This is a genomic window from Salinicoccus roseus (genome assembly GCF_003814515.1).
GTDB lineage: Bacteria > Bacillota > Bacilli > Staphylococcales > Salinicoccaceae > Salinicoccus > Salinicoccus roseus.
Genome location: NZ_RKQJ01000001.1, coordinates 201,904 through 228,534, shown reverse-complemented (window position 1 = coordinate 228,534; position 26,631 = coordinate 201,904). Strand labels below are relative to the sequence as shown.

The window sequence follows — 26,631 nt, the reverse complement described above, 5'->3', positions numbered from 1 at the left end:
CATGTACTATGAGATGCCGAGGATCGTTGCAGCAACGAGTGCTGCGGCAGCGATGATGAGCCACATCAGCGTCAATTTCCAGACGAACCGGACCCATTTGATGTATGGGATGCCTGAAACGGCCAGAACCCCCATGAGCGAGGCCGACGTCGGTATGATCGTATTCGTGATTGCATCCCCGTATTGATAGGCAAGTACGGCGACCTGCCTCGGAATTTCCTGCAGATCGGCGATCGGCGTCATGATCGGCATCGTCGTCATCGCCTGGCCGGACCCGGACGGGATGAAGAAGTTGATCACGACCTGTATGACAAGCATCCCGAGTGCCGTAATGGACGGCGGCAGGAAGTCGAGCACACCGCTCATTCCATTGATGACCGAATCTATGATGACGCCGGACTCGAGCACCACCACAATGGCCCTTGCAAAACCTACGATGATCGCTCCATAGACGACGAGCTTCATGCCGTCGATGAATGCATCGAATATGTCGTTGATCTTCATGCCGCCGACAAGGCCGGCGATGAGGCCGATCACAAAGAAGTTTGCGGAAAGTTCGGTCAGGAACCACCCATGCTGGAATATACCATAGATATTGATGATGATTCCGGCTGTAAACGTGATGAGGATCATGATGTGCCGTTTTTTGAGTTCGTCGAAATTCATGACATCATCCGTAAAGTTCACGTGCCCCTTCTGCGCTTCCTCATAGACCAGGCTCGACTCCGGTTTCCGCTTCACCTTTTTCGCATAATGCATGACATAAAGGATGGCGAGGCCCAGCACAAAGAAATAGACGACACCCCGGAACTGCCAGCCCGAGAAGATGGTCAATTCGGCGATCTCCTGCGCAATCCCCACCGTAAACGGGTTGAGCATGCCGCCGATGAAGCCTGAAGCCGCTCCAAGCGTCACCATGGCGGTCCCCACCATCGCATCGTATCCGAGGGCTGTCGCCAGCACGATGCCGATGGGAACGAATATGATCGCCTCCTCCGCCATGCCCGTCGTGAAGCCCAAAATGGAGAATACGAGCATGATGACCGGTATCATCAACCTCTCATTCCCCTTGACCATGACCATCACCTTCTGGATGGCCGCTTCGATGGCCCCTGTCGCCCGGATGATGCCGAAGGCGCCACCGACCAGAAATATATAGAAGATGATGTTCGCCCCATCGATCAGGCCTGTCGGGATGGCCTTGAACAGTTCAAAGAATGAAACCGGGCTCTGCTCTACACCCGTATAGCTTCCGGGCACGACTTCCGTCCGATCCCCCACCTCGACCCGTTCGAATTCCCCGGCTGGTATGACATAGCTGAGTGCTGCTGCAATGATGACGACTGAAAATAGAATTGCATAAGTATGCGGAAACCTGAATCCCGCAGGCCTCTGTTCTGTTTTTTCTTCTTTATCCATATGATCTCCCTCCAAATTCTGATGATTCCATTATACATTTATTGCAAAATATAAAAAGACTGAATTGTTTGACCTTGATATTTGTGCGCTTGCCTTCTCCCATCAGTCCGGTATAATTAACGTCATCAAAATAAAGGAGGCATCAAGATTGAAATACATAAGAGTACCTCATGCATTCGTCCTCATCTACTCCATCGTCATTCTGGCGATGCTCCTCAGCTACATCATCCCGGCTGGGGAATACGACCGGACGGAGAATGAGAACGGCATCCTCGTGGTGGACGAAACTTCTTTCGAGTTCACTGAACAGAGCCCCGTCCACTGGACTGAAATATTCCGCGTCGTCCCTGCAGGCATGACGGATGCTGCAGGCATCATATTCCTGATCTTCATCATCGGCGGCGCATTCGGGATGATCAATGGCACCGGGGCGATAGAAGCAGGCATCAACAAGGTGGTCTCGCTGCTCAAGAACCGCGAAATCATACTCATACCACTGACGATGCTCATATTCTCACTGGGCGGCGCCACATTTGGCATGGCCGAATCCACCCTGATATTCATTCCGATGGGCATCATGCTTGCACGCTCCCTCGGCATGGATGCGATGACCGGCATGGCCATGGTCGCACTCGGGGCCGCAGCAGGATTTGCAGGCGGGTTCATGAACATATTCACGGTCGGTGTGGCACAGGAAGTCGCCGGCCTGCCCCTGTTCTCAGGGATGTTCTACAGGATCATCATCCAGGTCGTATTCGTCATCATTGCCGCCTTCTTCGTATACCGGTACGGCAAACGTGTCCAACGCGACATGAACAACAGCTATGTATATCGACTTGAGAAGAATGCACAGGCGGAATCCTACGAATTCAAGACGCTGACGTCAAGGCATATATTCGTCCTCCTGATCATACTGGCCGGATTCGGTCTCATCATCTATGGGGTCGTCCAGGGCTGGTCGACGGGCACTGATCTTGCAGCAATATTCCTTGCCATGGGCATCTTCTCCGGACTGGTCGGAGGCAACACCCCGAACGGGATCGCCGAAGACTTCATCAAGGGCGCTAAGGAAGTCACATTCGGTGCGCTCATCGTCGGGCTGGCGAGATGCATCCTGCTCATACTGGAGGACGGCACCATCATCGATACGGTCATCTTCTCCGTCAGCTCCATCCTGGAGGGGCTGCCTGCCTCCATAGCGGCAGTCGGCATGTTCTTCACCCAGTTCATCATCAACTTCTTCATCCCGTCCGGTTCCGGGCAGGCGGCCACCACCATCCCGCTGATGGCGCCCATCGGGGATATCGTGGGTGTGCCCAGACAGTCGGTGGTCCTCGCATTCCAGATGGGGGATGGGCTGTCGAACTACCTGTTCCCGACTTCGGCCATACTGATGGCAGGACTCAGCATCGCCAATATCCCATATGAGAAATGGCTCAGGTTCGTCTGGCCGATCATGCTCGTATGGATCATTGCATGTTCCGCCTTCATGGTCATCAGCCTCTGGATCGGCTACGGGCCCTTCTAGCATAGAAAAAGACGATAATCCTAATGGATCATCGTCTTTTTGCATTGTAGTGCTGCTTGATTTCACTGATGAAGTAGAGGCTTCCCGTCACAAGCAGAATATCCCCCTCGAACGCTTCAATGAACTGGATGTGGTCATCCACCATCGACCGGTTCGGATGCTTCACCTTGTCATAGATCTCCTCTTTCGGCAGCGCCTTCGGAAAATCGAAGTCCGTGACGCTGAACGCATCCGCAATCCCTTCAAGCTTCTCCACCATCGTAGAGAGCGGCTTCCCTTCTATCGCAGAGAAGAGCACAGTAATCTCCCTGTCCGGATACTGCCTGCCGATGGTCTCCACCAGGGCCTCGACAGCTTCATTATTATGGGCGCCGTCTATGATCACCAGCGGATCTTCGCTCAAGGTCTCGATGCGTCCAGGCCATGTGGTCTCTTCCATGGCCCGGATCATCAGGTTCCAGTCGAGGACGGCCTTCCCCCTTTCATGCAGTTCGATCAGGGCAGCTATGGCGAGGGAGGCATTCTCTTTCTGATGCCTGCCTGCCATGCTCAGGCGGATGTCCTGGAAATCATAGGTGCCATACTGGAACTGGAACTCGCCATTCTCGGGAATCATGATGATGTCCCGGTTCAGTTCGATCCCCTTCGCATGATTCTCTTCAAGCACCTTATGGATGTATTCGCGCGACACATCATCCTTGATGCTGAAGACGAGCGGGATCCCCGGCTTGATGACGCCGCTCTTGTCCTTGGCGATATCCAGCAGGCTGTCCCCAAGTATGCTCGTATGATCAAGCCCGATGCTTGTCAATACCGTCATGATCGGCTGGAATACGTTTGTCGAATCGTTCTTTGCACCAAGCCCGGCCTCAACGATCACGTAGTCCACCGAATGCATCTTTCCAAAATAGATGAACATCATCATCGTGATGATTTCAAACTCTGTTGCGGTGCCGAGATCCGTCTCGGCCTCCAGCGCTTCACTCACCGGTTTGACAATTTCGACCAGAGCGACGATGTCATCATCCGGTATCGGCGTGCCGTCCACTGAAATCCGTTCGTTGAATGTCTCGATGTATGGAGAGGTGAACGTCCCTACAGTGTAGCCATTATGGTTCAGTGCATTCCGCATGTAGGACACCGTGGATCCCTTGCCGTTGGTGCCCACTACATGTATGCCATTGATGTTTTGTTCCGGATTCTCCAGACGTTCAAGCATCCACTCCATGCGGCGAACACCCGGTTTGATGCCGAATTTCATTCTTTCATGAATCCAATTCAATCCTTCTTGGTAGCTCATTACCTATCCCTTTCTTTTCAGATTATCCAGCCTTTCCCTGACTTCATTGAACTGGGACTGGTAACCGATCTGTTTCTCTTTTTCCTTTTCCACTACATCCGCCGGTGCGTTCGCAACGAACTTTTCGTTGGAGAGCTTGCCGTCGACACGTTTCAGTTCACCCTCAAGGCGCTTCAGCTCGCCTTCGAGGCGTGCAATCTCCTCCTGCATATCTATCAGGCCGGACAATGGCAGTATGATGGTCGCGCCGTTCACTACATCCGTCTTCACATCCTCTTCAGACACGATCTCAGAAGAGATTTCGAGGGACGACGGGTTGCAGAACCTTTCGATGTAGTGCCTGTTGTTCTCGATGAGTTCCCGACGTGCCGCGTCCTTGACTTCTATGGATATGTCAATCGGCTTCGACAGCGGTGTGTTGACTTCATTTCTCGTCTGGCGGACGGATTTGATGATGTCGACGAGCAGTGCCATGGCATCCTCGGAAGTCGGATTGCTGAGGTGTGTATGCGCCTTCGCCCACTCGCTTGTGACGATCGTCCTGCCCGGCTCTATCGTCTGGTAGATCTCCTCCGTCACAAATGGCATGAACGGATGGAGCATCTTCAGTATATTGTCCAGTGTATGAAGCAGCACGGAGCGTGTCATCGCCTTCTCTGCATCAGTACCTTCAGTCATCGGCACTTTCGCCATTTCGATGTACCAGTCACAGAAGTCATCCCAGATGAAGTTGTACAGCAGACGCCCTGCTTCACCGAATTCGTAGCGTTCGGACAGCTGGGTGACGTTGCCGATCGTTTCATTCAGCCGCGTCAGTATCCATTCGTCGGCCAATGATTTTTCACCTTCGAGATTGATGTCGTCCATGCCGAAGTCCTCACCGATATTCATCAGGCTGAAGCGCGAGGCGTTCCAAATTTTATTGATGAAATTCCAGACGGATTCGACTTTTTCGTCGGAATATCTGAGATCGTGTCCCGGTGTTGTTCCTGTGGACAGGAAGTAGCGCAGGGCATCTGCTCCGTATTTTTCGATGACATCCATCGGATCGACACCATTGCCGAGGGATTTGGACATCTTCCGGTTCTGCTCATCCCTCACCAGACCATGGAGCAGTACATCATCGAACGGATTCTCACCTGTATGCTCAAGGGAGGAGAAGATCATCCGCGCCACCCAGAAGAAGATGATGTCGTACCCTGTTACAAGTACGTTGGTCGGGAAGAACTTCTTCAGATCTTCCGTCTCTTCAGGCCACCCCATCGTGGAAAACGGCCATAGTGCGCTTGAGAACCATGTATCCAGCACATCTTCGTCCTGGACCCAGTTGTCTAAGTCCGCCGGCGGTTCCATGCCGACATGCATCTCTCCGGAGTCTTTATGATACCAGGCCGGAATCTGGTGTCCCCACCAGAGCTGGCGGGAAATGCACCAGTCGCGGATATCTTCCATCCAGCGGCGGAATGTCGCATCGAAGCGCTCGGGTACGAAGTTGATCGCATTATCGGAATCCTGATTGTCCAGGCTCTTTTTGGCAAGGTCGTCCATCTTGACGAACCATTGTGTGGACAGGTAGGGCTCGACGACAGCTCCGCTGCGCTCGGAATGTCCGACCGAGTGGATATGCGGCTCCACCTTGATCAGGTAGCTTTCCGCCTCGAGATCCTTGACCAGTGCCTTGCGGCATTCGAAACGGTCCATGCCTGCATATCTGCCTGCAAGGTCGTTCATCGAACCGTCCTCATTCATGACATTGATTCGCTTCAGCTCATGGCGTTCGCCAAGCACGAAGTCGTTCGGGTCGTGTGCCGGCGTCACCTTCATCACACCGGTGCCGAATTCCATGTCGACATACGGGTCTGCGATAATCGGCAGTTCGCGTTCCATGATCGGCAGCGTCACGGTCTTGCCGATGTACTCCTTGTATCGGTCATCGTCGGGGTGGACGACGATCGCCGTATCACCGAGCATCGTCTCGGGACGTGTCGTTGCGATTTCAAGATGATTGCCGTCCGGCAGCGGATACTTCACATGATAAAAGTTCCCTTCAACTTCCTTATGGATGACCTCGATGTCACTCAGGGCAGTCTGTGTTGCCGGGTCCCAGTTGATGATGTATTCACCGCGGTAGATCATCCCCTTGTTGTACATGTCGACGAAGACCTTCCGCACCGCTTTCGACAGGCCTTCATCCATCGTAAAGCGCTCCTTGTCATAATCGAGGCCCAGGCCGAGCTTCTCCCACTGGCTGCGGATGAAATCGGCATACTCCTCCTTCCAGTCCCATGCCCGTTCAAGGAACTTCTCCCTGCCGAGCTCATGACGGGTGACGCCCTGCTCGCGCAGGCGTGCTTCCACCTTCGCCTGTGTAGCGATGCCTGCATGGTCCATGCCGGGCAGGTAGAGGACCTCATAGCCCTGCATGCGCTTCATGCGCGTGATGATATCCTGCAGTGTCGTATCCCAGGCATGGCCGAGGTGCAGTTTCCCCGTCACATTCGGCGGCGGAATGACGATGGAGTACGGCGGCTTGTCTGAAGACGCATCGGACTTGAAATATCCGGCTTCCACCCATTTTTCATATTTACCTTCTTCAACCGTTTTTGGATCGTACTTCTTGGACATTTCCATAACATTCTCTCCTTTAGACAAAATAAAAAGCTTCCTGTCCATGACTATAGGACGGAAGCTCCGCGGTACCACCTAGATTCAGCATGAAATGCTGCACTCGAGACGATTAACGCTCATCCCACGTCAGGCCCTACTTTGGTTCAGGACTGATCTATGCAGACTACTTTCATGGCATACTTCGGCATGTTCACAGCATCCACATGCTCTCTGTAACCCGTACACCACTACTCTCCTGCCTTCATCTATTGCATTAATTTTATAGTATTCCAACACCCGGGCGCTGTCAAGCCCCATCATCCGCATGCTGGCGCCGGCGCCTGTTCCGCCTCAGAAGATAGTTTATGAGGGGGGCGATGATCAGGAGGATGAAGAAGATCCTGAATATGTGATAGCTGGAGATCATCGCCGTGTTCGCCCCCATTTCAACAGCTACGATGATGATCTGTCCGATGCCGCCGGGTGCCGCACTGAGGAACAGATCGGTGAAATTATGGTCTGTTACGAGCAGGAACATCAGCACGATGCCCATCGTCCCTGCAATCACCAGTACATTCTGTATGAACATGGCGGCGATCATCCGGCTGTTCAGCTGGGTGATGAGCGCCGACAGCTGGACGCCGATCCGGATGCCGAAGAACAGCTGTGCTGCATACATGAACTCCGTGTCGACCGAAAATGTATAGTCCGTGGCCATGTTCCAGCCGAGTATGGCCAGCATCGGCCCCATCATGAATGGGACGGGGAACTTCAATTTCATCAGTATGAGGATGATGACGGGAACCGCTGCAATGATCCAGAGCATATCCCATGTCACGACTGAGAGGAGGGGTGCAGCAGTTTCATTCAGTTCAGAAGTTCCCTGCCCTTTCGTGAGGCTCGCGATCAGCGGTACGAATATGACGACGAGTACGATGCGGGACATCTGCGTCATCGTGACGAGCAGCAGATCTGCACGCTTCTCCTCCTCTGCCATCACAATCATCTGTGACAATGCCCCCGGAATCGAGGAAAGGACCGCCGTCTCCATTGTACAGCCGGTCATCTTCATGAAGAACCGCGCCAGAATCAGGCTCAGAATGATGATGAACAGTGAAATCAGGATGATGTTCATGTAGTCGTCTGCCATATCACTGAGTGTCTGCAGAGTGAAGGCGGATCCGATCTCCGCCCCGATGATGACGAGGCCGACGTTGCCGAGCCATCTCGGATAATGGAACGCCTTCGTCACCAGCCTGTAGAACAGGACTGTTGCCATCATTGCTCCGAAAAGCCATGGCAGCACCATGCCCACCCACTGGAGCAGGGCAGACAGGACGATTGCAGCGATGAACAGGAAGACCAGGTTCATATATTTCATCGGACCTGCCCCCTCCCCTTGATTATTTCGGAATCCAAAACAATATCCACGCATAATGCAACCCCGCCCAGTATCCACTGCTGCGGGGTTGTATCAGGATTCATTCTAGTTGCCTTCAGAGGTCTCTTCCTCTGAATCACCAGATCCAGAATCCTCTTCTGTAGTTTCTTCCTCTGAATCACCGGATGCGTCCTCTTCAGTACTTTCCTCTTCTTCAGATCCTTCTGAACCGGAGCCTTCTTCCGTGCTCTCCTCTTCAGTCATCCCCTCTTCCTGTGTCTCCTCTTCTCCGGAAGTGGTCGATGTCGAACCATCCTCTTCATCTCCACCGCCACTGAACTGGTTGATGATCAGTGGAAGAATCAACAGGACGATGACGATTGGAATGATCCACATGAGCGGGTTCTTCTTGTTGTCCTCTTTGTGCTCGATCATTTCCCTGTTCTGACCTTCGATGTAGACTTTATCTTCATCTCTTTCGCCTTTCATGTTCATATCCTTGTCGGATATGTGCTTATCCTTGTCCTTGGCCATTCAAACTACCTCCCGTTGTATATTCTCTTCCATTATACACTTTATTCAGTACAGATAAAATCAAAATTCATGTCTTACCTGTCCGCTGCGCGGTCGAGTGCATTTCTGAATGCATCCAGCGTCTTCCGTATATCTTCCTCTGTATGCTTGGTAGAGAGGAACATGCCTTCAAACTGGGAAGGCGGCAGGTAGACGCCTTCCTTGAGCAGTTCCTGGTACAGATTTTTGAAAAGCTCCAGATCACTCGTGTTGGCGCTGTCGAAATCCACGACTGGTCCTTCGGTAAGGAAGAAGCCGATCATCGAGCCGGCACGATTGACGGTGATCGGGTAGCCTTTTTCGCTGAATATCTCCTTCAGGCCGACTTCAAGCATGTCGCCGAGCTTATTGAAATGTTCATAGCTTTCCGGCGTCAGCTGTTTGAGCGTCTCGAGCCCTGCCGTCATCGCGAGGGGGTTCCCGGACAGTGTACCGGCCTGGTAGATGTCCCCGACGGGTGCAATGCGCTCCATGATGTCGCGCCTGCCGCCATAGGCCCCTACAGGCAGTCCGCCGCCGATCACCTTGCCGAGGCAGGTCAGGTCAGGTGTTATGCCATAATGTCCCTGGGCACTGTTGTAGTCGACACGGAAACCGGTCATGACCTCATCGAATATGAGCAGTGTATCATTCTGCTCCGTAATCTCACGGACGAACTTCAGGAACCCTTCTTTCGGAGGCACTACGCCCATGTTGCCGGCGACCGGCTCCATGATGACTGCAGCAATGTCGTCACCAAACTTGTCGAATGCCTCGGAAAGGCTTTCTTCATCGTTGTACGGTACGGTGATGGTATTCGCCGCCGTCCCTTCCGGCACACCCGGGGAATCCGGCAATCCAAGCGTCGCAACGCCGCTGCCCGCCTTAATCAGGAGGGAGTCGCTGTGGCCGTGGTAGCAGCCTTCGAATTTCAGTATTTTATTCTTTCCCGTAAAACCTCTCGCCAGCCTCAGCGCAGCAAGCGTCGCTTCCGTACCGGAAGAGACCATGCGGAGCATCTCGACTGAAGGCACACGGTCGATGACGAGTTCCGCCAGTTCATTTTCAAGTGCCGTCGGCGCACCGAAGCTCGTGCCTTTCTGTGCGGCCGCAGTAAGGGCATCGACTACGGTCCTGTCACTGTGTCCAAGGATCAGTGGACCGAAACTGAGCACGTAATCGATGTATTCATTGCCGTCCACATCATAGGTCCTCGCATCTTTCCCGTGATCGATGAATACCGGGTCCATACCAACGGAGTTGAAAGCCCTGACAGGACTGTTCACCCCGCCGGGCATGAGGTCTTTTGCTTTTTCATAGAGTGCTTTCGATTTTTCGTACATTTCATTTCATCCCTTCATCAAGCATTCGGCATATGTCTTTGGCAAAGTATGTGATGATCATATCCGCACCGGCGCGCTTCATGGAAACCATCTGCTCCATGATGACGGACTCCTCGAGAAGGCCCATATCGACTGCGGTGCGCGTCATTGCGTATTCTCCACTGACATTATAGGCGACTACCGGTACATTGGTATTGTTCCTGACATCCCTGATGATGTCAAGATAGGATAGCGCCGGTTTGACGATCATCATGTCGCATCCCTCTTCGAGGTCGCTTTCCAGTTCGCGCTGTGCCTCCAGACGGTTTGCAGGGTCCATCTGATAAGTCCTGCGGTCGCCGAAGGATGGTGTGGAATCCGCCGCATCGCGGAATGGCCCATAGAATTTGGAGGCATATTTGATTCCGTAGCTCATGATCGGTATATGGCTGTAGCCGTTGTCATCGAGCCCCTTCCTTATTTCCGTGACGAAACCGTCCATCATATTGCTCGGTGCGATGATATCGGCGCCGGCTTTTGCCTGCGAGACGGCCGTCCTGACCAGGAGCGGCAGTGTACTGTCGTTGTCGACATCCTTCGTGTCCGGGTCGATAAGGCCGCAATGGCCGTGATCTGTATATTCGCACAGGCATGTATCCAGGATGACCAGTATTTCAGGATACAGTCCCTTTGAAATTCTGCAGGCTTCCTGGACGACGCCATGGTCATGGTAGGCACCATGGCCCTCCGGGTCCTTCTCGTCCGGTATGCCGAAGAAGATGACGGATTTGATTCCGGCTGCCTTCACCTCTTCCAGCTCTTCATGGAGGCGGTTCAGTGAAATCTGGAAGACCCCCTTCATCGATGGCACTTCCTCCTTCACATCATCTGCTTCCACTACGAAGATCGGGTAGATCAGGTCTTCCTTTGCAACTTTCGTCTCCCTGACCATATCCCTCATAAATTCTGTCCTTCTCAGACGTCTATGTCTATCGAAATTCATTTTATACTCCCCTATCTATTCTTTCTTCAAGCATCAGGATCATATCCTCCACCGTTTCCTTCGCGGGCTGGATGGAGGATACGCCGTACTCCTCCAAAGCTTCCGCCGTCACATGTCCGATTGCAGCGACAGTCATGCCTTTGAGCATGCCGGGAGCAAACCATTTCATGAAGGTCCGGACCCCCGACGGGCTCGAGAATGTGATGCCATACGGTTTCTCCATAAGCAGCTCCTGCAGCACTTTCCTTGAAGCACCGTTGTCTGTGGGCCGATAGAGGGCGATGCGTGTCACCGTACATCCCTGTCTGCCCAAATGCTCATAAAGGAGCGGGCGTGCCCGCTCACTGACGGGATAGAGCACACGGTCACCCGGTTGGGCTGTAAAATGCGCCATGAAACCTTCCTGTGAATAATCCGGCGGCTCGAAGTCCACCGTAAAGCCATGGGCCTCCAGGCTTTCACTCGTCTTTCTGCCGATGCTCGCCAGCCTGTCGAATTTGACGGAGTCCATATACGGCAGGAAGTGCTCCACCGCATTGCGGCTTGTGAGCACAAGCCAGTCATATTCATCTTCCAGCAGTGATGCATCAAAAGACAGCCGTTCGGTTGTAATCAACGGTACATGATGGAGCACAAACCTGTCCGACCGGCATTCCTGCTCCCTGCTCTGCGTCATGATGAGGAAAGGTCTAGAGCGATTCATTGATGCGGTCGATGATATCCTTTGCACCGATGCGCTCCATTTCATCAGCGACGAGGTTGCCGAGCGTATCCGGATCCTGATGGGATTTCTTGACGATATACTGCTCACTGCCGTCTTCAGGCATGATGAGTCCTGTCAGATAGAGTTCCCCGTCCTCATAGGCTGCATAACCGCCAATCGGCACCTGGCAGCTGCCATCCATGCGCTTCAGGAAGGCACGTTCAGCAGACGTGCACGTCGCATCCACATCCGAATGCACCTTCTGCAGCATTTCGATCAGCTCCTTGTCGTCAGAACGGCACTCGATGCCGAGGGCGCCCTGGGCAATGGCCGGAATGAATGATTCCGGATCGAAGTATTCCGTGACGATATTGTCGGACCAGCCCATGCGTTTGAGGCCGGCAGCTGCAAGCACGATTGCATCATATTCACCGGATTCCATCTTCTTGATGCGTGTATCGATGTTGCCGCGCACCCACTTCACTTCTATATCATCACGCATCGCAAGCAGCTGGGCGCCGCGCCTCAGGCTGCTTGTACCCACGACACTGCCTGCAGGCAGATCCTTGAAGTGGACTTTGTTGTTGGCCAGGAAGGCATCCCGCATATCTTCCCGTTCAGGCACACACGCAATGGTGAAGCCTTCCGGCATGGAACTCGGCACATCCTTCAGGCTGTGGATCGCCATGTCGATCTCCTTGTCGGCGAGCGCCTGCTCGATCTCCTTGACGAAAAGGCCTTTGCCGCCGACTTTCGACAGCTGGACATCCACGATCCTGTCCCCTTTGGTCACTATTTCCTTGATTTCGATATCCATGTCCGGATAATGCGATTTGAGGCTGTCGATGAACTGTCTGGACTGGGTCATCGCCAGGCCGCTGCGTCTTGAACCAACGATAAATTTTCTCATTTTGCGTCTCCTTTAATAGCTCCAGAAGTGAAAACTGGAAAGTTGTGTAATGAATAGATAGTTCAACATGCATATGATGAAGATCAGTATGTTGAACCAGGCAAACTGGTATATGTCCTTCCTTATCTTCAGATGGAAGAAAAGCGCTGCATACAGCATGAGTACGAACAGGGTGCCCAGCACCTTGAAGTCCTGGAATATTTCAGTTCCGAATATATATACTCCCCACTGAGTTCCAAGAGATATGCTGATCAGCATGAACAGCATCCCGAGCACGAGCGTACGTATCATCGTCTTCTTCGCTTTCTCCACACTGAAGAGTGAGAAGAATAGGCGATTGAAACGCTTCTTTTTCAGATTATCATATTGGATGATATATATCACGGCATGTATCACCGAAATGAAGTACAGCACATAGGCAAACAGCGCCAATACGATGTGGATGACGAGCAGTTCATTCATGATGGCTGAAACTTCGGTCACCCTGTTGTAGGCGACAGGTGCAAATGTATATATGGAAAAAAGTATAAAGGCACAGAATACATAGAGCGAAAAGGCGATTTCCGAATCGCTCCGGCTGTAGTGTACCAGGCCTATGATCACAACAAGGGCGGAAAATACATATATCCCTTCGAACGTCGTCTGGATGGGAATGCGGCCGAGGTTCACCCCGATATATATGAATGTGGCGACCTGCAGCACGGCGGCAATTACGACAAGATAAAAGGAAACCTTCCTGGCCAGCCGATTCCTGAAAAACAGATCGTAGCTTAGCACAGAAAGGCTCAAAAAGTATAATAACAATATAAATTCATGACTGCGGAACATCATATCCATATGGTTTCCACCTTAATCCAGAGCCAGCTCCTGCTTCCTTGCCAATCTTTTCTGATGCTGCTTCTCTTTTTCCTGCTGGCGGATGGCATCCACTTCTTCTTCGATGCCGAAGAGCTGTTCTATTTCTTCAAGTTTTGCACTTGCTTTCCTGTCACCTGAAATCTCCTTGGTGTAGATGATCGGATCCTTGAGCATCTGGTTGATGATGCTCTTCATGTGCTTGGATATCACCGTACGTTCACGATCGGTCATATCCGGCATCTTCCGTTCAACACTCTGGAAAGTCTCTTCATGGATGGAGAGCGCCTTCGAACGGAGCGCCTGGATGACCGGCACCACACCAAGCATGTTCACCCACTCGGTGAACTTGTCCATGCTTTCGGCGATCATGCCTTCAATTTTTGCAGCTTCCTCCTGGCGTGTAGACAGATTGGCGTCAACCAGTCCCTGGAGGTCGTCCACGTTGTACATGTATACATTATCCATTCCACCCACGGTCGGGTCGATGTCACGCGGCAGCGCGATGTCCATCATGATGAGCGGCTTTCCTTTACGGCCCGCCATCGCTTCCGAGACAAGTTCCTCGGTAATGACGTAGTTCCGTGCAGCAGTGCTCGAAATTACGATGTCGGCACCTGCAAGTTCCTGCTCCAGACTTTCGATGGAGGCACTTTTACCATTGAACCGGCCTGCCAAATGTTCAGCCTTCTCTTCAGACCTGTTGACGACCGTGACATTCCTGATGCCATTCGAAGTCAGGTTCAACAGGGATTGTTCAGCCATTTCCCCCGCCCCGATGACCAGCACCCTGCTGTCACCTACACGTGAGAATATCTTCTTTGCAAGCTCCACTGCAGCATAGGAGATGGATATGGCATTCTTTGAAATATCCGTTTCACTATGTCCACGCTTCGCCACTGTAATGGCTTCCTTGAAAAGCTTGTTGAAGATGGTTCCCGTGGTATGCTCATTTTGGGCGGTGAAGAACGCCTCCCTGATCTGGCCAAGTATCTGGGTCTCGCCGAGTACCATGGATTCCAGGCCAGAAGCGACACGGTAAAGATGTTCGACCGCCTCATCTCCGACTTTGATGTCCGTGATCCTCTTGACCGATGCCAGGTCCAGGTCGAACCAGTCGGCAAGGAACATCTGGGAATAATACTTCCCTGTATGCACCTGGTCGCTGACGACGTACACTTCCGTCCTGTTGCATGTGGACAGAAGTACGGCTTCAAGCACACTTTTCTGCTCCCTCAGCCTATGCAGCGCCGGGATGACTTCCTCATCCTTGAACGCTACCTTTTCTCTTTCTTCGACACTCGCTTTCCTGTAATTCAGACTCAATGCGATGACATGCATCCGAATTGCCCCCCACTATCCTATTATGCCTCGTCTTTGGACACTTTCAATAATTATTATTTTAACAGATTGCAGGCCTATAATCCACGGCACAATCTTATTTATATCAATTATAAATAAGTATTTTTTGTGAACAATCCTACATATACTGTGAAATGGCATCCATTGCCTTGGGGAGGTTCTTCTTGTCCACTGCAGAGAAGGGGATCATCACATCTCCCTCTTCAAAGTCGATCGTCTCCCTGACTACTTTCAGATGCTTCTCAAGCTTACTTTTCGGAATCTTGTCCATCTTGGTGCATATCATGATCACCGGAATCTCGAAATGCTTCAGATAATTATACATCAGCACATCATCTTCCGTCGGTTTGTGCCTCAAGTCGACCAGCTGGATGACAGCCGCCAGCTCCTGCCTTTCCGCCAGGTAGCTCTCAATCATCCGGCCCCACTCTTCACGGGACTTCTTCGACTGCTTGGCATAGCCGTAGCCGGGGACGTCCACGAATATGAACTGATCGTCCATATTATAGAAGTTCAGCGTCTGCGTCTTCCCCGGCTTGGAGGAAGTCCTTGCGATATTCTTCCGGCCGGCCACCGCATTGATGAAGGAGGACTTGCCGACATTCGAGCGGCCGCTCAAAGCGATCTCCGGCAGGCCGGTGTTCGGATACTGGTCACTGCCTACGGCAGAGATGAGTATTTCTACATTGTTTGGATTGATTCTCATCGCTCTTCTCCCTTTCAGTAAAAAGAGCTGTCCATGGTTCAGACAGCTCTTTCAGGTATTATGCACTTTTACGGTTCAGTTGAATCTCTTCCCCGTTTTCATCGAAGAGCAGGGGTTCTGCTTCCTCTTCAATTGTCGCTCTTGTGATCTTCACCTTGCGGATTTCTTCATTGGAAGGCACATTGAACATGATGTCGACCATGCGCTCCTCAATGATCGAACGGAGGCCACGCGCTCCTGTTTTTCTTTCGATCGCAAGTTCACTGATGGCATTCAGTGCGTCCTTGTCGAATTCCAGTTCCACATTGTCGATCTCGAGCATCTTCTGATACTGTTTGACGAGCGCATTCTTCGGCTCTGTCAGAATGGAATTGAGTGCATCGACATCAAGTTCCTCAAGATAGCTGATGATCGGTACACGTCCGATGAATTCCGGAATCAGGCCGTAGCTCTGAAGATCGTCCGGACGGACCTTTTTCATGATCTCATCCTTGTCGTTTGATTTGTCGGATGCACCGCCAAACCCGATGACCTTCTCGCCTATGCGCCTCTTGATGATCTCATCCATACCGTCGAAGGCACCACCGAGGACGAAGAGGATGTTCTTCGTATCGATTTGGATGGATTCCTGGTTCGGATGTTTCCTGCCGCCTTGTGGCGGAACGCTTGCAGTCGTTCCTTCGAGAATCTTAAGAAGTGCCTGCTGGACGCCTTCACCGGAAACATCCCTTGTGATGGAAGTGTTCTCGCTCTTGCGTGCAATCTTGTCGATTTCATCGACATAGATGATGCCCTGTTCAGCACGTTCTACATCAAAATCCGCTGCCTGGATCAGACGGAGCAGGATGTTCTCGACATCGTCCCCGACGTAGCCCGCTTCAGTCAAGCTTGTTGCATCGGCGATGGCAAACGGCACATTGAGTGTCCTGGCCAGCGTCTGGGCGAGCAGTGTCTTACCGCTTCCTGTCGGCCCGATCAGCGCGATGTTACTCTTCGAGATTTCCACGCCGTCTTCCTGGTTCTGGTTGATACGTTTATAGTGGTTATATACAGCCACACTCAGCGCACGCTTGGCATTGTCCTGCCCGATGACATAGTCATTCAGCGCTTCAAGTATTTCCTGCGGCTTCGGTATTTCTGTAAACACTTCCGTCTTTTCGGACTTCAGCTCTTCTTCGATGATTTCATGGCAGAGTTCGATACATTCGTTGCAAATGTAGACACCACTGCCTGCGATCAATTTCTTCACCTGTTCCTGATCCTTGCCACAGAAGGAACAAGTGAGATTTGTGTCGTCTTCATTAAATTTAAACATTTTCAACACCTCTTTTTTCATTCCTGTAAAATATACTAGAAATCATCTTTAAAATCAAATATACAGTCTCGGAGGGCCATAAAGCTAAGAGCTCTGCAACGACCTGTTGCAGAGCTCTTGATTCATTTGTACTCTTATGCCTGTTCTACTTCTGTTTCCTGTTGTCTACAAGTACGTCGATTGCCTTCTGTACTTTGAGGTCGTCCTGGAGCATGGAGAGGTCGCCGAGAGTGGATTTGATGTCTTCCACTTTGATGCCGAACTGTTCGCTCATCTTTTCAAGCTCTTTGTCCATGTCCGCTTCAGTCACTTCGATGTCCTCGTCGACAGCAATCTGCTTGAGCACGAGGTTCGTACGTACACGCTTCTGTGCATCGTCCTTCATCTGTTCACGGAGTGCATCTTCGTCCTGGCCGGACAGCTGCTGGTACATCTCCATGTTGATGCCCTGCTGGGAGAGGCGCTGTTCGAATTCCTGGAGCATCCTGTCCGTTTCGGTCTTGACCATCGCTTCCGGCACATCGATTTCTGCATTATCTGCAGCCTGCTCGATGAGCTGTTCCTTCATGGTCACATCCGCTTCATTTTCCTTCGCTTCTTTGAGGTCTTTTTCGACCTTCTCCTTCAAAGCGTCCACAGTCTCTACATCCTGATCGAGTTCCTTGACGAGTTCGTCGTCGAGCTCAGGAATCTCCTTGGATTTCATGCTGTTGACTTTGACTTTGAAAGTCGCTTCTTTGCCAGCAAGTTCTTCTGCATGGTATTCCTCAGGGAAAGTGACGTTGACGTCCTTCTCCTCTTCAACACCCATGCCGACTACCTGTTCTTCGAAGCCTGGGATGAAGCTGCCGGAACCGATTTCGAGTTCATAGCCTTCAGCCTGGCCGCCTTCGAACTGTTCGCCATCTACATAGCCGTCGAAGTCGAGGTTGACGACGTCTCCCTCTTCAACTTTTCCATCTTCCTTAACAACCATGTCGGCATGTGCTTCGAGCATGTTGTCGATTTCCTTCTGAACATCCTCGTCAGTCACTTCCGTGTCAAGCTCTTCAGCTTCAAGCCCTTTGTATTCGCCGAGCTTCACTTCAGGTTCCACGATGACTTTCGCAGTGAAGATGAGGTCCTTGCCCTTCTCCATCTGCTCGATGTCCACTTCAGGCTGATCCACAGGATTGATGTCCGCTTCATTTACAGCTTCTGTGTAAGCTTTTGGAAGCAGGATATCCAGTGCATCCTGGTAAAGGGATTCTACACCGAAACGCTTTTCGAACATTTGGCGCGGCACTTTGCCTTTTCTGAATCCTGGAATGCTTACATCTTTTGAAACTTTCTTGAATGCTTCATTGAGAGCACCGTCAACTTCCTTTGCAGGGACTGTGACAGTCAGAACTCCTTCGTTACCCTCTTGTTTTTCCCACTTTTGAGACATATTCTTATTCCTCCGTTAGTCCATGATTTCAATCAACCAATATAGTATAACATATCACTTTTTCATATCCAACATTTGATTTCCAGCCTTCATTCCCCGGCAATCGACTGCTCGAGCGCCCGGATCCAGGAGACTGCCTGGGGGTTGGCCGCGACTTCATACTCGATGTTCACCATACCGAGTATCTCCTCCAGATATGCAGCCACCATATCCTCTGTCCCAAAAGGCGGCTCGACCGGGTAGCAGTAGAGCATATGCGACATCAGCATGGCAGCCGCCGACTCGGCAAACTGCGGAATCCTGTCCTCCACTTCATCCATGACACGCGCACTGATCGACCTGAAGGGACCTTCCTCAAGGTCATGCAGTTCTCCGGGGACGACCTCTATCCTTTTACCCATCTTATGGACGACGAGCACATTTCCGTCCCCGGCCGTCCTTAGATACAGTAGCATGAACGTCAGCAGTTCAGGGTTATCCTCCGCCGCCGCCACGTTCCGGATGAGCTCCCGGTATCGGTCATCCGCCTCTTCAATGATCCGCTTCAGGAAATCCATCCGTTCATAGGACTGCATATCATTGTAGGAGTCGGCATCGACTTCCGGCATTTCAGACATCGGAGCCTCTTTCTTCTCGTCAATTGCCTTCTTCGCCCGGTGGCGGAGCGCCGCCACTTCAATCCGGAAGTCATGGGGGATTTCCTCCTTCATGAGATGGTCGGAGAATTCGACCACCTCGAAATACCGCTCCTGGCTCAGGAGTCCTTCGAGCAGGTGGCGCATGTGCACATCATAATGTCCACGCCCGGCATTCATCTGCAGCAGGGCATAGTCGATGATCTCCTCATGCTTTCCGATGGCGAAGAGCGCCCGGTAGAACTGTTCGATCAGGCCGATGTCCGGCTCCAGAAGTGCTTCGTATCTTCTGAACTTGTCGACGAATGCCGCATGATCGTCATTCTGACGGTCGGCTTCCATGTCGCGTTCCATCTTGCCGAGGAACCGGCGGTGGGAGATGACCTTATCGTCCATAGGCATCCTTGATGATCAGTTCGCTCCATGATTCGTAAGGGGACCGCTCCGCCAGCTGGTCGTCCTTTTCCCAGATGAGCTCAAGTGTATCCTCCTCATGGGAGGCAACATCCGCTTCTTCGACCGTCACCTTGAATACGACACCGATATGGACACGGCCCACCTCGTTATCATCGTCGTTGATCAGGCCGACGATTTCTATATCTTCGAGCTGTTCCTGGGAGAGTCCCACTTCCTCAGAAAGTTCCCGGCCTGCATTGATATAAAGCTTCTCCTCGATGCCGGAAGCATCCGGCACGTCATTCATATGCCCGCCGACGCCAATCGACAGCATGCCGTGCAGACGTGCTTCACCACCGCCATCCAGGCGCTTGTAGACGAGTGTTTTTCCATTGTCGGAAGTGATTATGACATAACCGACCAGCTGCTTGTACGCCGGATCCTCCTCCATGTCCCCCCGCCGCTTCACTTCGAACTTCGGAAAGGTTGAAACAATGTTTTCGTACCTTCTGTCGTTCATGCCAATGAAACCATTGAAGGCATCCGCCTCATCATTAAAAAGAACATCCCTCGGTACTACGAGAATAGGTTCATCAAATTTGCTCATCATAATTCTCCTTTATATGAAGTCATAATAATTTTATAGAAGCCTGTTTTGTTTGTAAAATAAAAAAACCCTCCACGAGGGAGGGCGGTTACGTCCCAGGAGGGAGTCGAACCCCCGACCTACAGCTTAGGAGGCTGTCGCTCTATCCTGCTGAGCTACTGGGACATCATTTGGAATGATAAAAAAAGGAACCCCACTCAAGGGGGTTCTTTCATAGCGTCCTGGGAGGGATTCGAACCCCCGACCGATAGCTTAGAAGGCTATTGCTCTATCCGGCTGAGCTACCAGGACTGAATCGGACAAATACAATTATAATCAAAATGTCCCCTCTAAGTCAAACACCTATTTGAAATAATTCATGTTTTATTACACCAGCGGATATTCCCCTTCAAGGCTGCCCTGCATCGTACTCCCTTTTCAGCTGCCGGTACATGATGCAGTCGTGATAATGGTCGTACAGGAACTCGTAGTCTGCAAGTACAGCTTCCTTCGTGAATCCCATCGCTTCGGGCAGGGCCCGGCTCCTGTAGTTGTATTCTCCGCAGATGATCTCTATCCGGTTCAGTTCGAGTCTGCTGAATCCGTATTCCACAAGCTTTCGGACGGACCGCATGACGATCCCCTTCCCCTCCCCCTCCTTCGAGATCCAGTAGCCGAGCTGGCCGCGCCTGCTGAGGAAGAATATTTCATTATATCCGCACATGCCGACGAATTTTCCCTTATGGAAGATGCCGAGCTGCAGGCCGACGCCGTTGTCGATATCCTCCTGCCATGCTTTTATCACGCCGATATAGTCCTCTGCACTGGTCATGTAGTCGACCCATGGCAGCCACTTTCTGAGATGGCCGCGGTTCTGGTCCACTGTATCGAATACCATCGCCCGGTCACGCTGTTCCATGGCCTTCAGTTCTATATCCGCATCCACTTTTATCCTCACCATATTATGATCCCTCTGTCATGATTAGTCGATTTTGGCCATATATTAACCTATGAGATGATCTTTCTTCTCACTTCCGGGTCGATGGTGCATGACATCCTGTCGTTCAGCCGATACCTGTTCCTTGCAATCAGCCTGTAGAGGGCGTTCCGCCAGCAGACGGGAATGGCCTTCAGCAGTCTGACGGCCCTGAAGCCTGTCGCATCGGCGGCCGCTTCGATGACGGCATCGGAATGGATGTACATGTCGTCGGAGTAGTACACGACGGAATCGATGTCCTCCGGCACAATTCCCTCCAGCGCCTTTATGGAGCTGAAGTGTATGGTGTCCTTCCGGTCCAGGGCAGTGATGATCTTCGCAAAACGGTTGCAGATGATGCAATCGTCATCGAAATAAAGTATATTCATATTTGACCCTCCTGACTTTCAAACTCATTGGGAAAGGATGCATCATGCCTATGAAGAATCCAGGCAGAATATTTCTCGCCACGTTTTTCACCGCACTCTCCATACTCTACCTGACCGGAAGATATACGACATTTGAAATGCATCCCCCGATCTTCATCCTCCTGTCCATCGTACTGCTCGTCTTCCTCGGTTCTGCCATGCGGGAGAGCCACGGACGGGGGACAGTCGAATGGGCGATGCTCATGCTTACAGTACTGATGCTCATGACTGCGCTCATGGCCTAGAGCGTATCCAGATCCACTTCCTTGATGACCTCATGCTCCCTGTCCAGGAAGGTGACGACATTGCTGGATGTGTCGAGCACCGCATATGACTCCACGAGTTCACCCTTGGAGTTCGAGATGCTTCCCGGGTTGATGCAGTAGACGCCGCCCACGGCTTCGGCCTTCGCCACATGCGAATGGCCGTAGAATGCATACGTCGCATCGTATTCCTTGGCGCGGTCTGCCAGCACCTCCCGGCCCTTCTTGATATCGTAGTAGTGTCCATGTGTATAGAAGACGCCTGATGTTTCGTGATGCCCTTCTACAGGGTAGCGGCTGTCCGTATCCACATTTCCCCTGACACGTTCGAAATGCACCATCTCGGTATCGTCGTAGTTGAACTCACTATCCCCAAGGTGGATGTTCAGATCGCCTGCATTTCTGCCATATGCCTCATATACGATCCCCTTTTCACCATGGTTGTCACTTACGATCAGAATCCTCATTGCCATCATCTCCATCAAAGTGTATTAATGCATCGAATAATTCGGTGTCTTCCCGAAGCCGGTCCAATGCATTTCTTCTATGGCTTATTTCCCCTTTTTCCTCGGCACTAACCATGCCGAGCAGCCTGCCATCCTCCGTCCGGAAGAGGGGGTCATATCCGAATCCACCCCCACCCTGCGGGGATTCGAGGATTTCACCTTGGAGCTTCCCTTCATACGTCCGCGTCTCCCGGCCCGGCATGGCGAGGGCGATGACACATGTGAAATGTGCAGTGCGGTCCCCGACACCTTCGAGTTCGGACAGAAGCCTGCTGTTGTTCTCCTCATCCGTCGCATCCACTCCGGCAAATCTTGCCGAATGGACGCCCGGCGCACCGTCCAACGCATCGACACTGAGGCCCGAATCATCACTCAGGACGGGCATGTCGAGCGCCTCTGCAGCTGCTTCCGCCTTGAGTATGGCATTGCCCCTGAATGTATCCTCTGTCTCATCCACCGAAAAACCGGGCAGCATCTCCTTTATGCCGATGATTTCATCATCGGGGAATATCGCCCTGAAATCATTGATCTTCCCTTCGTTTCCGCTGGCGACCACTATTCTGACCATCATGCATTCCTCCTTAAAGTTCAACCTGTTCCAATGTGTACTTCATGAAGGGCATCCAGTCCTTCAGTATATACTCGAAACGGGACGTCTCCCCATTTACAATCATCAGGTGATGCGGCTCCGATCCAGGTGGCGCATGCGAATCGAAGAGCGTCAGTATGGCGCTAACTTCCCGTGCGGTTTCGTACCCGGAATCGATCACTTTCTTCCTGCCATCGAAATAGTCCCTGATTTCACCAGCCAGCAGGGGATAGTGTGTACACCCCAATATGACGGTATCCGCCCTGGAATCCGCCAGATGCTTCAAAGTCTGGTGGAGGACGACCCGGACCACCACACGGTCCTTGTACCGCAATTCTTCGACGAGTGGGACAAATTTCGGGCATGCGGTGCTCTGGACGCTGAAATTGCGGTTGATGTGCCGTATCGCTTCCGGGTAGGCCCCTGACTGGACTGTCCCTTCCGTCGCCAGCACGATGACATTCTGGTTCGTACTGCCCTGTATCGCACTTCTTGCTCCCGGCTCTATGACGCCAATCACCGGTATGTCATATCGGTCCTTCAACGTATCAAGCGCTGCCGCAGTCGCAGTATTGCAGGCCACGACAAGCATTTTTATGCCCCGGTCCACGAGATGGTCGGCCACTTCTATTGTGAACCGCCTCACTTCCTCCATCGGACGGCTGCCATAAGGACATCGGTCGAGATCTCCGAAATAGATGATCGATTCGTCAGGCAGCTGCCTCATGATCTCGCTAGCCACCGTGAGGCCGCCGACACCAGAATCCATCACACCGATCGGTCTACTCATGGCTCCGTTTTTCACTTTCCTGCAGAATCGACTCCAGCATGACCGGAAGCATCTCCTTTTCATCGGCCGAGAGATGTGATGTGATTTCCGAAATATAGGAGATGCGTTTGGCGATGACCTCTTTGATGATCTGATGTCCCTTGTCCTGCATCAGCACCAGCACAATCCTCTTGTCCTTTTCATACTTCTGCCTTTTTACGAATGCACCATTCTCAAGCTTATCGACGATGTCGGTGGTGGTTGAATGCGCCAGATCCAGCCTGTTCGACAATTCCCCGATGGTGATGCCCTCCTTGTCATCCACCCACTGCAGGGCGACGAACTGAAGAGGTGAAAGTTCGTATTTCTTCAATATTTCCCGTCCATGGCTTTTGACATGGGCGGATATGTATCTGATTGATTTCTCTATCGATATGATCGATTCCCTATCACTCATTAACCCCAGTCCTTCTCGCTTATTTCCTTCATTATAACGTACTTGAAAATAAAAAAATAGGAAGAGCAGCGCTCTTCCCATTTCAGATTATTCTACTTCATGGTCGCTTCCGAAGAAGGATTTGAACATATGGAAGTTCGTCTCCCTTTGCATTGCAGCAATGGAAGTGGTGAGCGGGATGCCTTTAGGGCATGCTTTGACACAGTTCTGTGCCATGCCGCATTCAGCGACACCGCCGACGCCCATGAGGGCATCGAGCCTTTCATTCTTGTTCATGCTGCCTGTCGGGTGCAGGTTGAACAGTCTGACCTGACTGATCGGTGCAGCACCCATGAACTTGGAGCTGTCATTGACGTTCGGGCATACTTCAAGGCACACGCCGCACGTCATGCATTTTGAAAGTTCATAGGCTGTCTGACGTTTCTTCTCAGGCATGCGTGGTCCTGGACCGAGGTCGTAAGTACCATCGATCGGCACCCATGCCTTGACGCGCTTCAGGCTGTCGAACATGAATGAACGGTCGACCTGAAGGTCTTTCACGATAGGGAATGTGGACATCGGCTCCAGCTTGACCGGCTGATCGAGCTGATCGATCAGTGCTGTACAGGACTGGCGGGCGTTGCCGTTGATGACCATTGAACATGCACCACAGACTTCCTCAAGACAGTTCATGTCCCAAGTGACCGGTGTCGTCTTCTCGCCTTTGGTATTCACCGGGTTCCTTTGGATTTCCATCAATGCGCTGATCACGTTCATGTTCTCGCGGTATGGAACTTCAAATTCTTCCCAGTATGGCTTTGATTCAGTATTTTCCTGACGTTTTATATTGAATATTACTGTTTTTTCACTCATTTACTTTTTAGCACTCCCTTCCGACTTTGTAGAGTAGTCTCTTTTACGTGGCGGGATGAGGCTGACATCAACATCTTCATATTCAAAGCGTGGCGCTTCGTGCGGCCCTTCGAAATGTGCTTTTGTCGTCTTGAGCCATTCCTCATCATTACGTTCAGGGAATTCAGGCTTGTAGTGGGCACCACGGGATTCATTCCGGTTGTAGGCGCCGATCGTGATGACACGTGCAAGGACAAGCATGTTCCAGAGCTGGCGGGTGAAGAATGCCGCCTGGTTGCTCCACTTCTTGGTGTCGTTGATGTTGATGCGCTTATAGCGCTCCATGAGTTCAACGATGCGTTTATCCGTCTCAAGAAGCTTGTCGTTGTGACGCACGACAGTGACGTTGTCCGTCATCAGTTCACCGAGCTCCTTATGGATGACATAGGCGTTCTCATCGCCGTCCATGCTCATGATGTTGTCGAATTTCTCCTGTTCTGCCTTCGTGTGCTTCTCATAGATGGAATCATCCAGATCTTCGAACGAAGTCTCGAGGCCTTTAACGTATTCGATGGCGTTCGGTCCTGCGACCATGCCGCCATAGATGGCTGAGAGCAGTGAGTTCGCACCGAGACGGTTTCCACCATGCTGTGAATAGTCGCACTCTCCGGCTGCAAAGAGTCCAGGTATATTCGTCATCTGATCGAAATCGACGTACAGGCCGCCCATTGAATAGTGGACTGCAGGGAAGATCTTCATTGGAACTTTGCGCGGGTCGTCCCCTGTGAACTTTTCGTAGATTTCAATGATGCCGCCGAGTTTGACGTCAAGCTCATGCGGATCCTTATGGGAGAGGTCCAGATAGACCATGTTCTCACCATTGATGCCGAGCTTCTGGTTTACACAGACGTCGAATATTTCACGTGTGGCGATATCCCTTGGTACGAGGTTTCCGTAATCCGGATACTTCTCTTCAAGGAAGTACCATGGTTTGCCGTCCTTATATGTCCATATGCGTCCACCTTCACCACGGGCGGATTCACTCATCAGTCTGAGCTTGTCATCACCAGGGATCGCCGTCGGGTGGATCTGGATGAACTCACCATTCGCATAGATGGCACCCTGCTGGTATACGACGGATGCAGCAGATCCTGTATTGATCATGGAGTTTGTAGATTTGCCGAAGATGATTCCCGGACCGCCTGTCGCCATGACCACAGCATCCGATTTGAACGTCTCTATTTCAGCATTGGTCATCTGCTGTGCCGTAATTCCGCGTGCGCGTCCTTCGTCATCGAGGACGACACCAAGGAATTCCCAGCCTTCGAACTTGCGGACAAGACCATCCACTTCATATTTCCTGACCTGCTCATCCAGGGCATACAGCAGCTGCTGCCCAGTCGTCGCCCCTGCATATGCAGTCCTGTGGTGCAGCGTGCCACCAAAACGCCTGAAGTCAAGCAGACCTTCCGGCGTCCTGTTGAACATGACACCCATGCGGTCCAGCAGGTGGATGATTTGAGGCGCAGCATCCGTCATTGCTTTGACCGGAGGCTGGTTGGCCAGGAAGTCCCCACCGTAGACTGTGTCATCAAAGTGGATTGCTGGAGAGTCGCCCTCACCTTTCGTGTTGACCGCTCCATTGATTCCGCCTTGAGCACATACGGAGTGAGAACGTTTTACGGGCACAATTGAGAACAGGTCCACCTCGGCGCCTGTCTCAGCTGCTTTTATCGTTGCCATCAATCCGGCGAGTCCGCCACCGACAACGATGATTTTATCATTAGCCATTCTGTCCACTCC

General features: G+C 51.9%; 26 protein-coding genes, 2 tRNA genes and 1 other annotated feature. Of the genes, 2 read left to right on the top strand and 26 right to left on the bottom strand.

Features of this window, described 5'->3' with window-relative positions:
* Positions 1 to 6 precede the first annotated feature (6 nt).
* Positions 7 to 1,419 carry a YfcC family protein gene (locus EDC33_RS01280; protein ID WP_124009945.1) on the bottom strand — a complete coding sequence of 471 codons (1,413 nt, stop codon included), beginning with the start codon at positions 1,417 to 1,419 and terminating at the stop codon, positions 7 to 9.
* A 148-nt stretch (positions 1,420 to 1,567) separates the two neighbouring features.
* On the opposite strand from EDC33_RS01280, the gene EDC33_RS01275 reads away from it, so the two are divergent.
* Positions 1,568 to 2,947: a YfcC family protein gene (locus EDC33_RS01275; RefSeq protein ID WP_211328322.1), complete on the top strand. Its 1,380-nt coding sequence runs from the start codon at positions 1,568 to 1,570 to the stop codon at positions 2,945 to 2,947.
* 28 nt (positions 2,948 to 2,975) lie between these two features.
* On the opposite strand, the gene EDC33_RS01270 is transcribed toward EDC33_RS01275, so the two are convergent.
* The 19 genes from EDC33_RS01270 to EDC33_RS01180 all read right to left on the bottom strand — a co-directional run bounded on the left by EDC33_RS01270 (position 2,976) and on the right by EDC33_RS01180 (position 21,374).
* Positions 2,976 to 4,247, bottom strand: coding sequence for a bifunctional folylpolyglutamate synthase/dihydrofolate synthase (locus EDC33_RS01270; protein WP_094905472.1), 1,272 nt, complete (start codon positions 4,245 to 4,247; stop codon positions 2,976 to 2,978).
* Between the two features lie 3 nt (positions 4,248 to 4,250).
* Positions 4,251 to 6,878, bottom strand: coding sequence for a valine--tRNA ligase (locus EDC33_RS01265; protein WP_124009944.1), 2,628 nt, complete (start codon positions 6,876 to 6,878; stop codon positions 4,251 to 4,253).
* Positions 6,879 to 6,922: 44 nt separating this feature from the next.
* Positions 6,923 to 7,129: a binding site (T-box leader), on the bottom strand.
* Between the two features lie 32 nt (positions 7,130 to 7,161).
* Positions 7,162 to 8,235 carry an AbrB family transcriptional regulator gene (locus tag EDC33_RS01260; protein ID WP_124009943.1) on the bottom strand — a complete coding sequence of 358 codons (1,074 nt, stop codon included), beginning with the start codon at positions 8,233 to 8,235 and terminating at the stop codon, positions 7,162 to 7,164.
* 105 nt (positions 8,236 to 8,340) lie between these two features.
* The gene (locus EDC33_RS01255; protein WP_094905469.1) at positions 8,341 to 8,769 is read right to left on the bottom strand and encodes a hypothetical protein; all 429 of its coding nucleotides are present in this window, start codon (positions 8,767 to 8,769) and stop codon (positions 8,341 to 8,343) included.
* Between the two features lie 74 nt (positions 8,770 to 8,843).
* Positions 8,844 to 10,130, bottom strand: a complete 1,287-nt coding sequence (gene hemL / locus EDC33_RS01250; protein ID WP_124009942.1) for a glutamate-1-semialdehyde 2,1-aminomutase — start codon at positions 10,128 to 10,130, stop codon at positions 8,844 to 8,846.
* 1 nt (position 10,131) lies between these two features.
* Positions 10,132 to 11,112 carry a porphobilinogen synthase gene (gene hemB / locus EDC33_RS01245; protein WP_124009941.1) on the bottom strand — a complete coding sequence of 327 codons (981 nt, stop codon included), beginning with the start codon at positions 11,110 to 11,112 and terminating at the stop codon, positions 10,132 to 10,134.
* A gap of 1 nt (position 11,113) precedes the next feature.
* Positions 11,114 to 11,815 (bottom strand): uroporphyrinogen-III synthase, encoded by a 702-nt coding sequence (locus tag EDC33_RS01240; protein ID WP_124009940.1) that lies wholly within the window; start codon positions 11,813 to 11,815, stop codon positions 11,114 to 11,116.
* A complete protein-coding gene (gene hemC / locus EDC33_RS01235) occupies positions 11,802 to 12,725 on the bottom strand; it encodes a hydroxymethylbilane synthase (RefSeq protein WP_124009939.1) in 924 nt (307 codons plus the stop codon). Before hemC ends, EDC33_RS01240 begins: the two co-directional genes overlap by 14 nt.
* 12 nt (positions 12,726 to 12,737) lie before the next feature.
* Positions 12,738 to 13,562, bottom strand: coding sequence for a cytochrome c biogenesis protein CcsA (gene ccsA / locus EDC33_RS01230; protein WP_094905464.1), 825 nt, complete (start codon positions 13,560 to 13,562; stop codon positions 12,738 to 12,740).
* Between the two features lie 12 nt (positions 13,563 to 13,574).
* Positions 13,575 to 14,921: a glutamyl-tRNA reductase gene (gene hemA, locus EDC33_RS01225; RefSeq protein WP_124009938.1), complete on the bottom strand. Its 1,347-nt coding sequence runs from the start codon at positions 14,919 to 14,921 to the stop codon at positions 13,575 to 13,577.
* A gap of 139 nt (positions 14,922 to 15,060) precedes the next feature.
* On the bottom strand, positions 15,061 to 15,648 hold the full coding sequence (gene yihA / locus EDC33_RS01220; protein ID WP_124009937.1) for a ribosome biogenesis GTP-binding protein YihA/YsxC: 588 nt from the start codon (positions 15,646 to 15,648) through the stop codon (positions 15,061 to 15,063).
* A gap of 58 nt (positions 15,649 to 15,706) precedes the next feature.
* Positions 15,707 to 16,963: an ATP-dependent Clp protease ATP-binding subunit ClpX gene (gene clpX, locus EDC33_RS01215; protein ID WP_094905462.1), complete on the bottom strand. Its 1,257-nt coding sequence runs from the start codon at positions 16,961 to 16,963 to the stop codon at positions 15,707 to 15,709.
* A gap of 145 nt (positions 16,964 to 17,108) precedes the next feature.
* On the bottom strand, positions 17,109 to 18,392 hold the full coding sequence (tig, locus tag EDC33_RS01210) for a trigger factor (protein WP_124009936.1): 1,284 nt from the start codon (positions 18,390 to 18,392) through the stop codon (positions 17,109 to 17,111).
* A gap of 89 nt (positions 18,393 to 18,481) precedes the next feature.
* Positions 18,482 to 19,423, bottom strand: a complete 942-nt coding sequence (locus tag EDC33_RS01205) for a hypothetical protein (RefSeq protein WP_124009935.1) — start codon at positions 19,421 to 19,423, stop codon at positions 18,482 to 18,484.
* Complete coding sequence (locus EDC33_RS01200; protein ID WP_124009934.1) at positions 19,413 to 20,030, bottom strand: NUDIX domain-containing protein; 618 nt, start codon at positions 20,028 to 20,030, stop codon at positions 19,413 to 19,415. Before EDC33_RS01200 ends, EDC33_RS01205 begins: the two co-directional genes overlap by 11 nt.
* A 91-nt stretch (positions 20,031 to 20,121) precedes the next feature.
* A tRNA-Arg gene (locus EDC33_RS01195) sits at positions 20,122 to 20,195 on the bottom strand.
* Positions 20,196 to 20,247: 52 nt separating this feature from the next.
* Positions 20,248 to 20,321 (bottom strand) — tRNA-Arg (locus EDC33_RS01190).
* Positions 20,322 to 20,418: 97 nt separating this feature from the next.
* Positions 20,419 to 20,970, bottom strand: coding sequence for a GNAT family N-acetyltransferase (locus tag EDC33_RS01185; protein WP_124009933.1), 552 nt, complete (start codon positions 20,968 to 20,970; stop codon positions 20,419 to 20,421).
* A 47-nt stretch (positions 20,971 to 21,017) separates the two neighbouring features.
* The gene (locus tag EDC33_RS01180; protein ID WP_124009932.1) at positions 21,018 to 21,374 is read right to left on the bottom strand and encodes a thiol-disulfide oxidoreductase DCC family protein; all 357 of its coding nucleotides are present in this window, start codon (positions 21,372 to 21,374) and stop codon (positions 21,018 to 21,020) included.
* Positions 21,375 to 21,424: 50 nt separating this feature from the next.
* Here EDC33_RS01180 and EDC33_RS01175 point away from each other — a divergent pair, with 50 nt between their 5' ends.
* Positions 21,425 to 21,658, top strand: coding sequence for a hypothetical protein (locus EDC33_RS01175; protein WP_124009931.1), 234 nt, complete (start codon positions 21,425 to 21,427; stop codon positions 21,656 to 21,658).
* On the opposite strand, the gene EDC33_RS01170 is transcribed toward EDC33_RS01175, so the two are convergent.
* The 6 genes from EDC33_RS01170 to sdhA all read right to left on the bottom strand — a co-directional run bounded on the left by EDC33_RS01170 (position 21,655) and on the right by sdhA (position 26,619).
* A complete protein-coding gene (locus tag EDC33_RS01170; protein ID WP_229716663.1) occupies positions 21,655 to 22,143 on the bottom strand; it encodes a metallophosphoesterase family protein in 489 nt (162 codons plus the stop codon). The genes EDC33_RS01175 and EDC33_RS01170 overlap by 4 nt on opposite strands.
* Positions 22,121 to 22,750 (bottom strand): RdgB/HAM1 family non-canonical purine NTP pyrophosphatase, encoded by a 630-nt coding sequence (gene rdgB / locus EDC33_RS01165; protein WP_124009930.1) that lies wholly within the window; start codon positions 22,748 to 22,750, stop codon positions 22,121 to 22,123. Before rdgB ends, EDC33_RS01170 begins: the two co-directional genes overlap by 23 nt.
* A 13-nt stretch (positions 22,751 to 22,763) precedes the next feature.
* Complete coding sequence (gene racE, locus EDC33_RS01160; protein ID WP_124009929.1) at positions 22,764 to 23,561, bottom strand: glutamate racemase; 798 nt, start codon at positions 23,559 to 23,561, stop codon at positions 22,764 to 22,766.
* Positions 23,554 to 23,997: a MarR family winged helix-turn-helix transcriptional regulator gene (locus tag EDC33_RS01155; RefSeq protein ID WP_094905453.1), complete on the bottom strand. Its 444-nt coding sequence runs from the start codon at positions 23,995 to 23,997 to the stop codon at positions 23,554 to 23,556. The genes racE and EDC33_RS01155 overlap by 8 nt, the downstream gene beginning before the upstream one ends.
* An 87-nt stretch (positions 23,998 to 24,084) precedes the next feature.
* Positions 24,085 to 24,849 carry a succinate dehydrogenase iron-sulfur subunit gene (gene sdhB / locus EDC33_RS01150; protein ID WP_040106774.1) on the bottom strand — a complete coding sequence of 255 codons (765 nt, stop codon included), beginning with the start codon at positions 24,847 to 24,849 and terminating at the stop codon, positions 24,085 to 24,087.
* Positions 24,850 to 26,619 (bottom strand): succinate dehydrogenase flavoprotein subunit, encoded by a 1,770-nt coding sequence (gene sdhA / locus EDC33_RS01145; RefSeq protein ID WP_124009928.1) that lies wholly within the window; start codon positions 26,617 to 26,619, stop codon positions 24,850 to 24,852.
* Positions 26,620 to 26,631 lie beyond the last annotated feature (12 nt).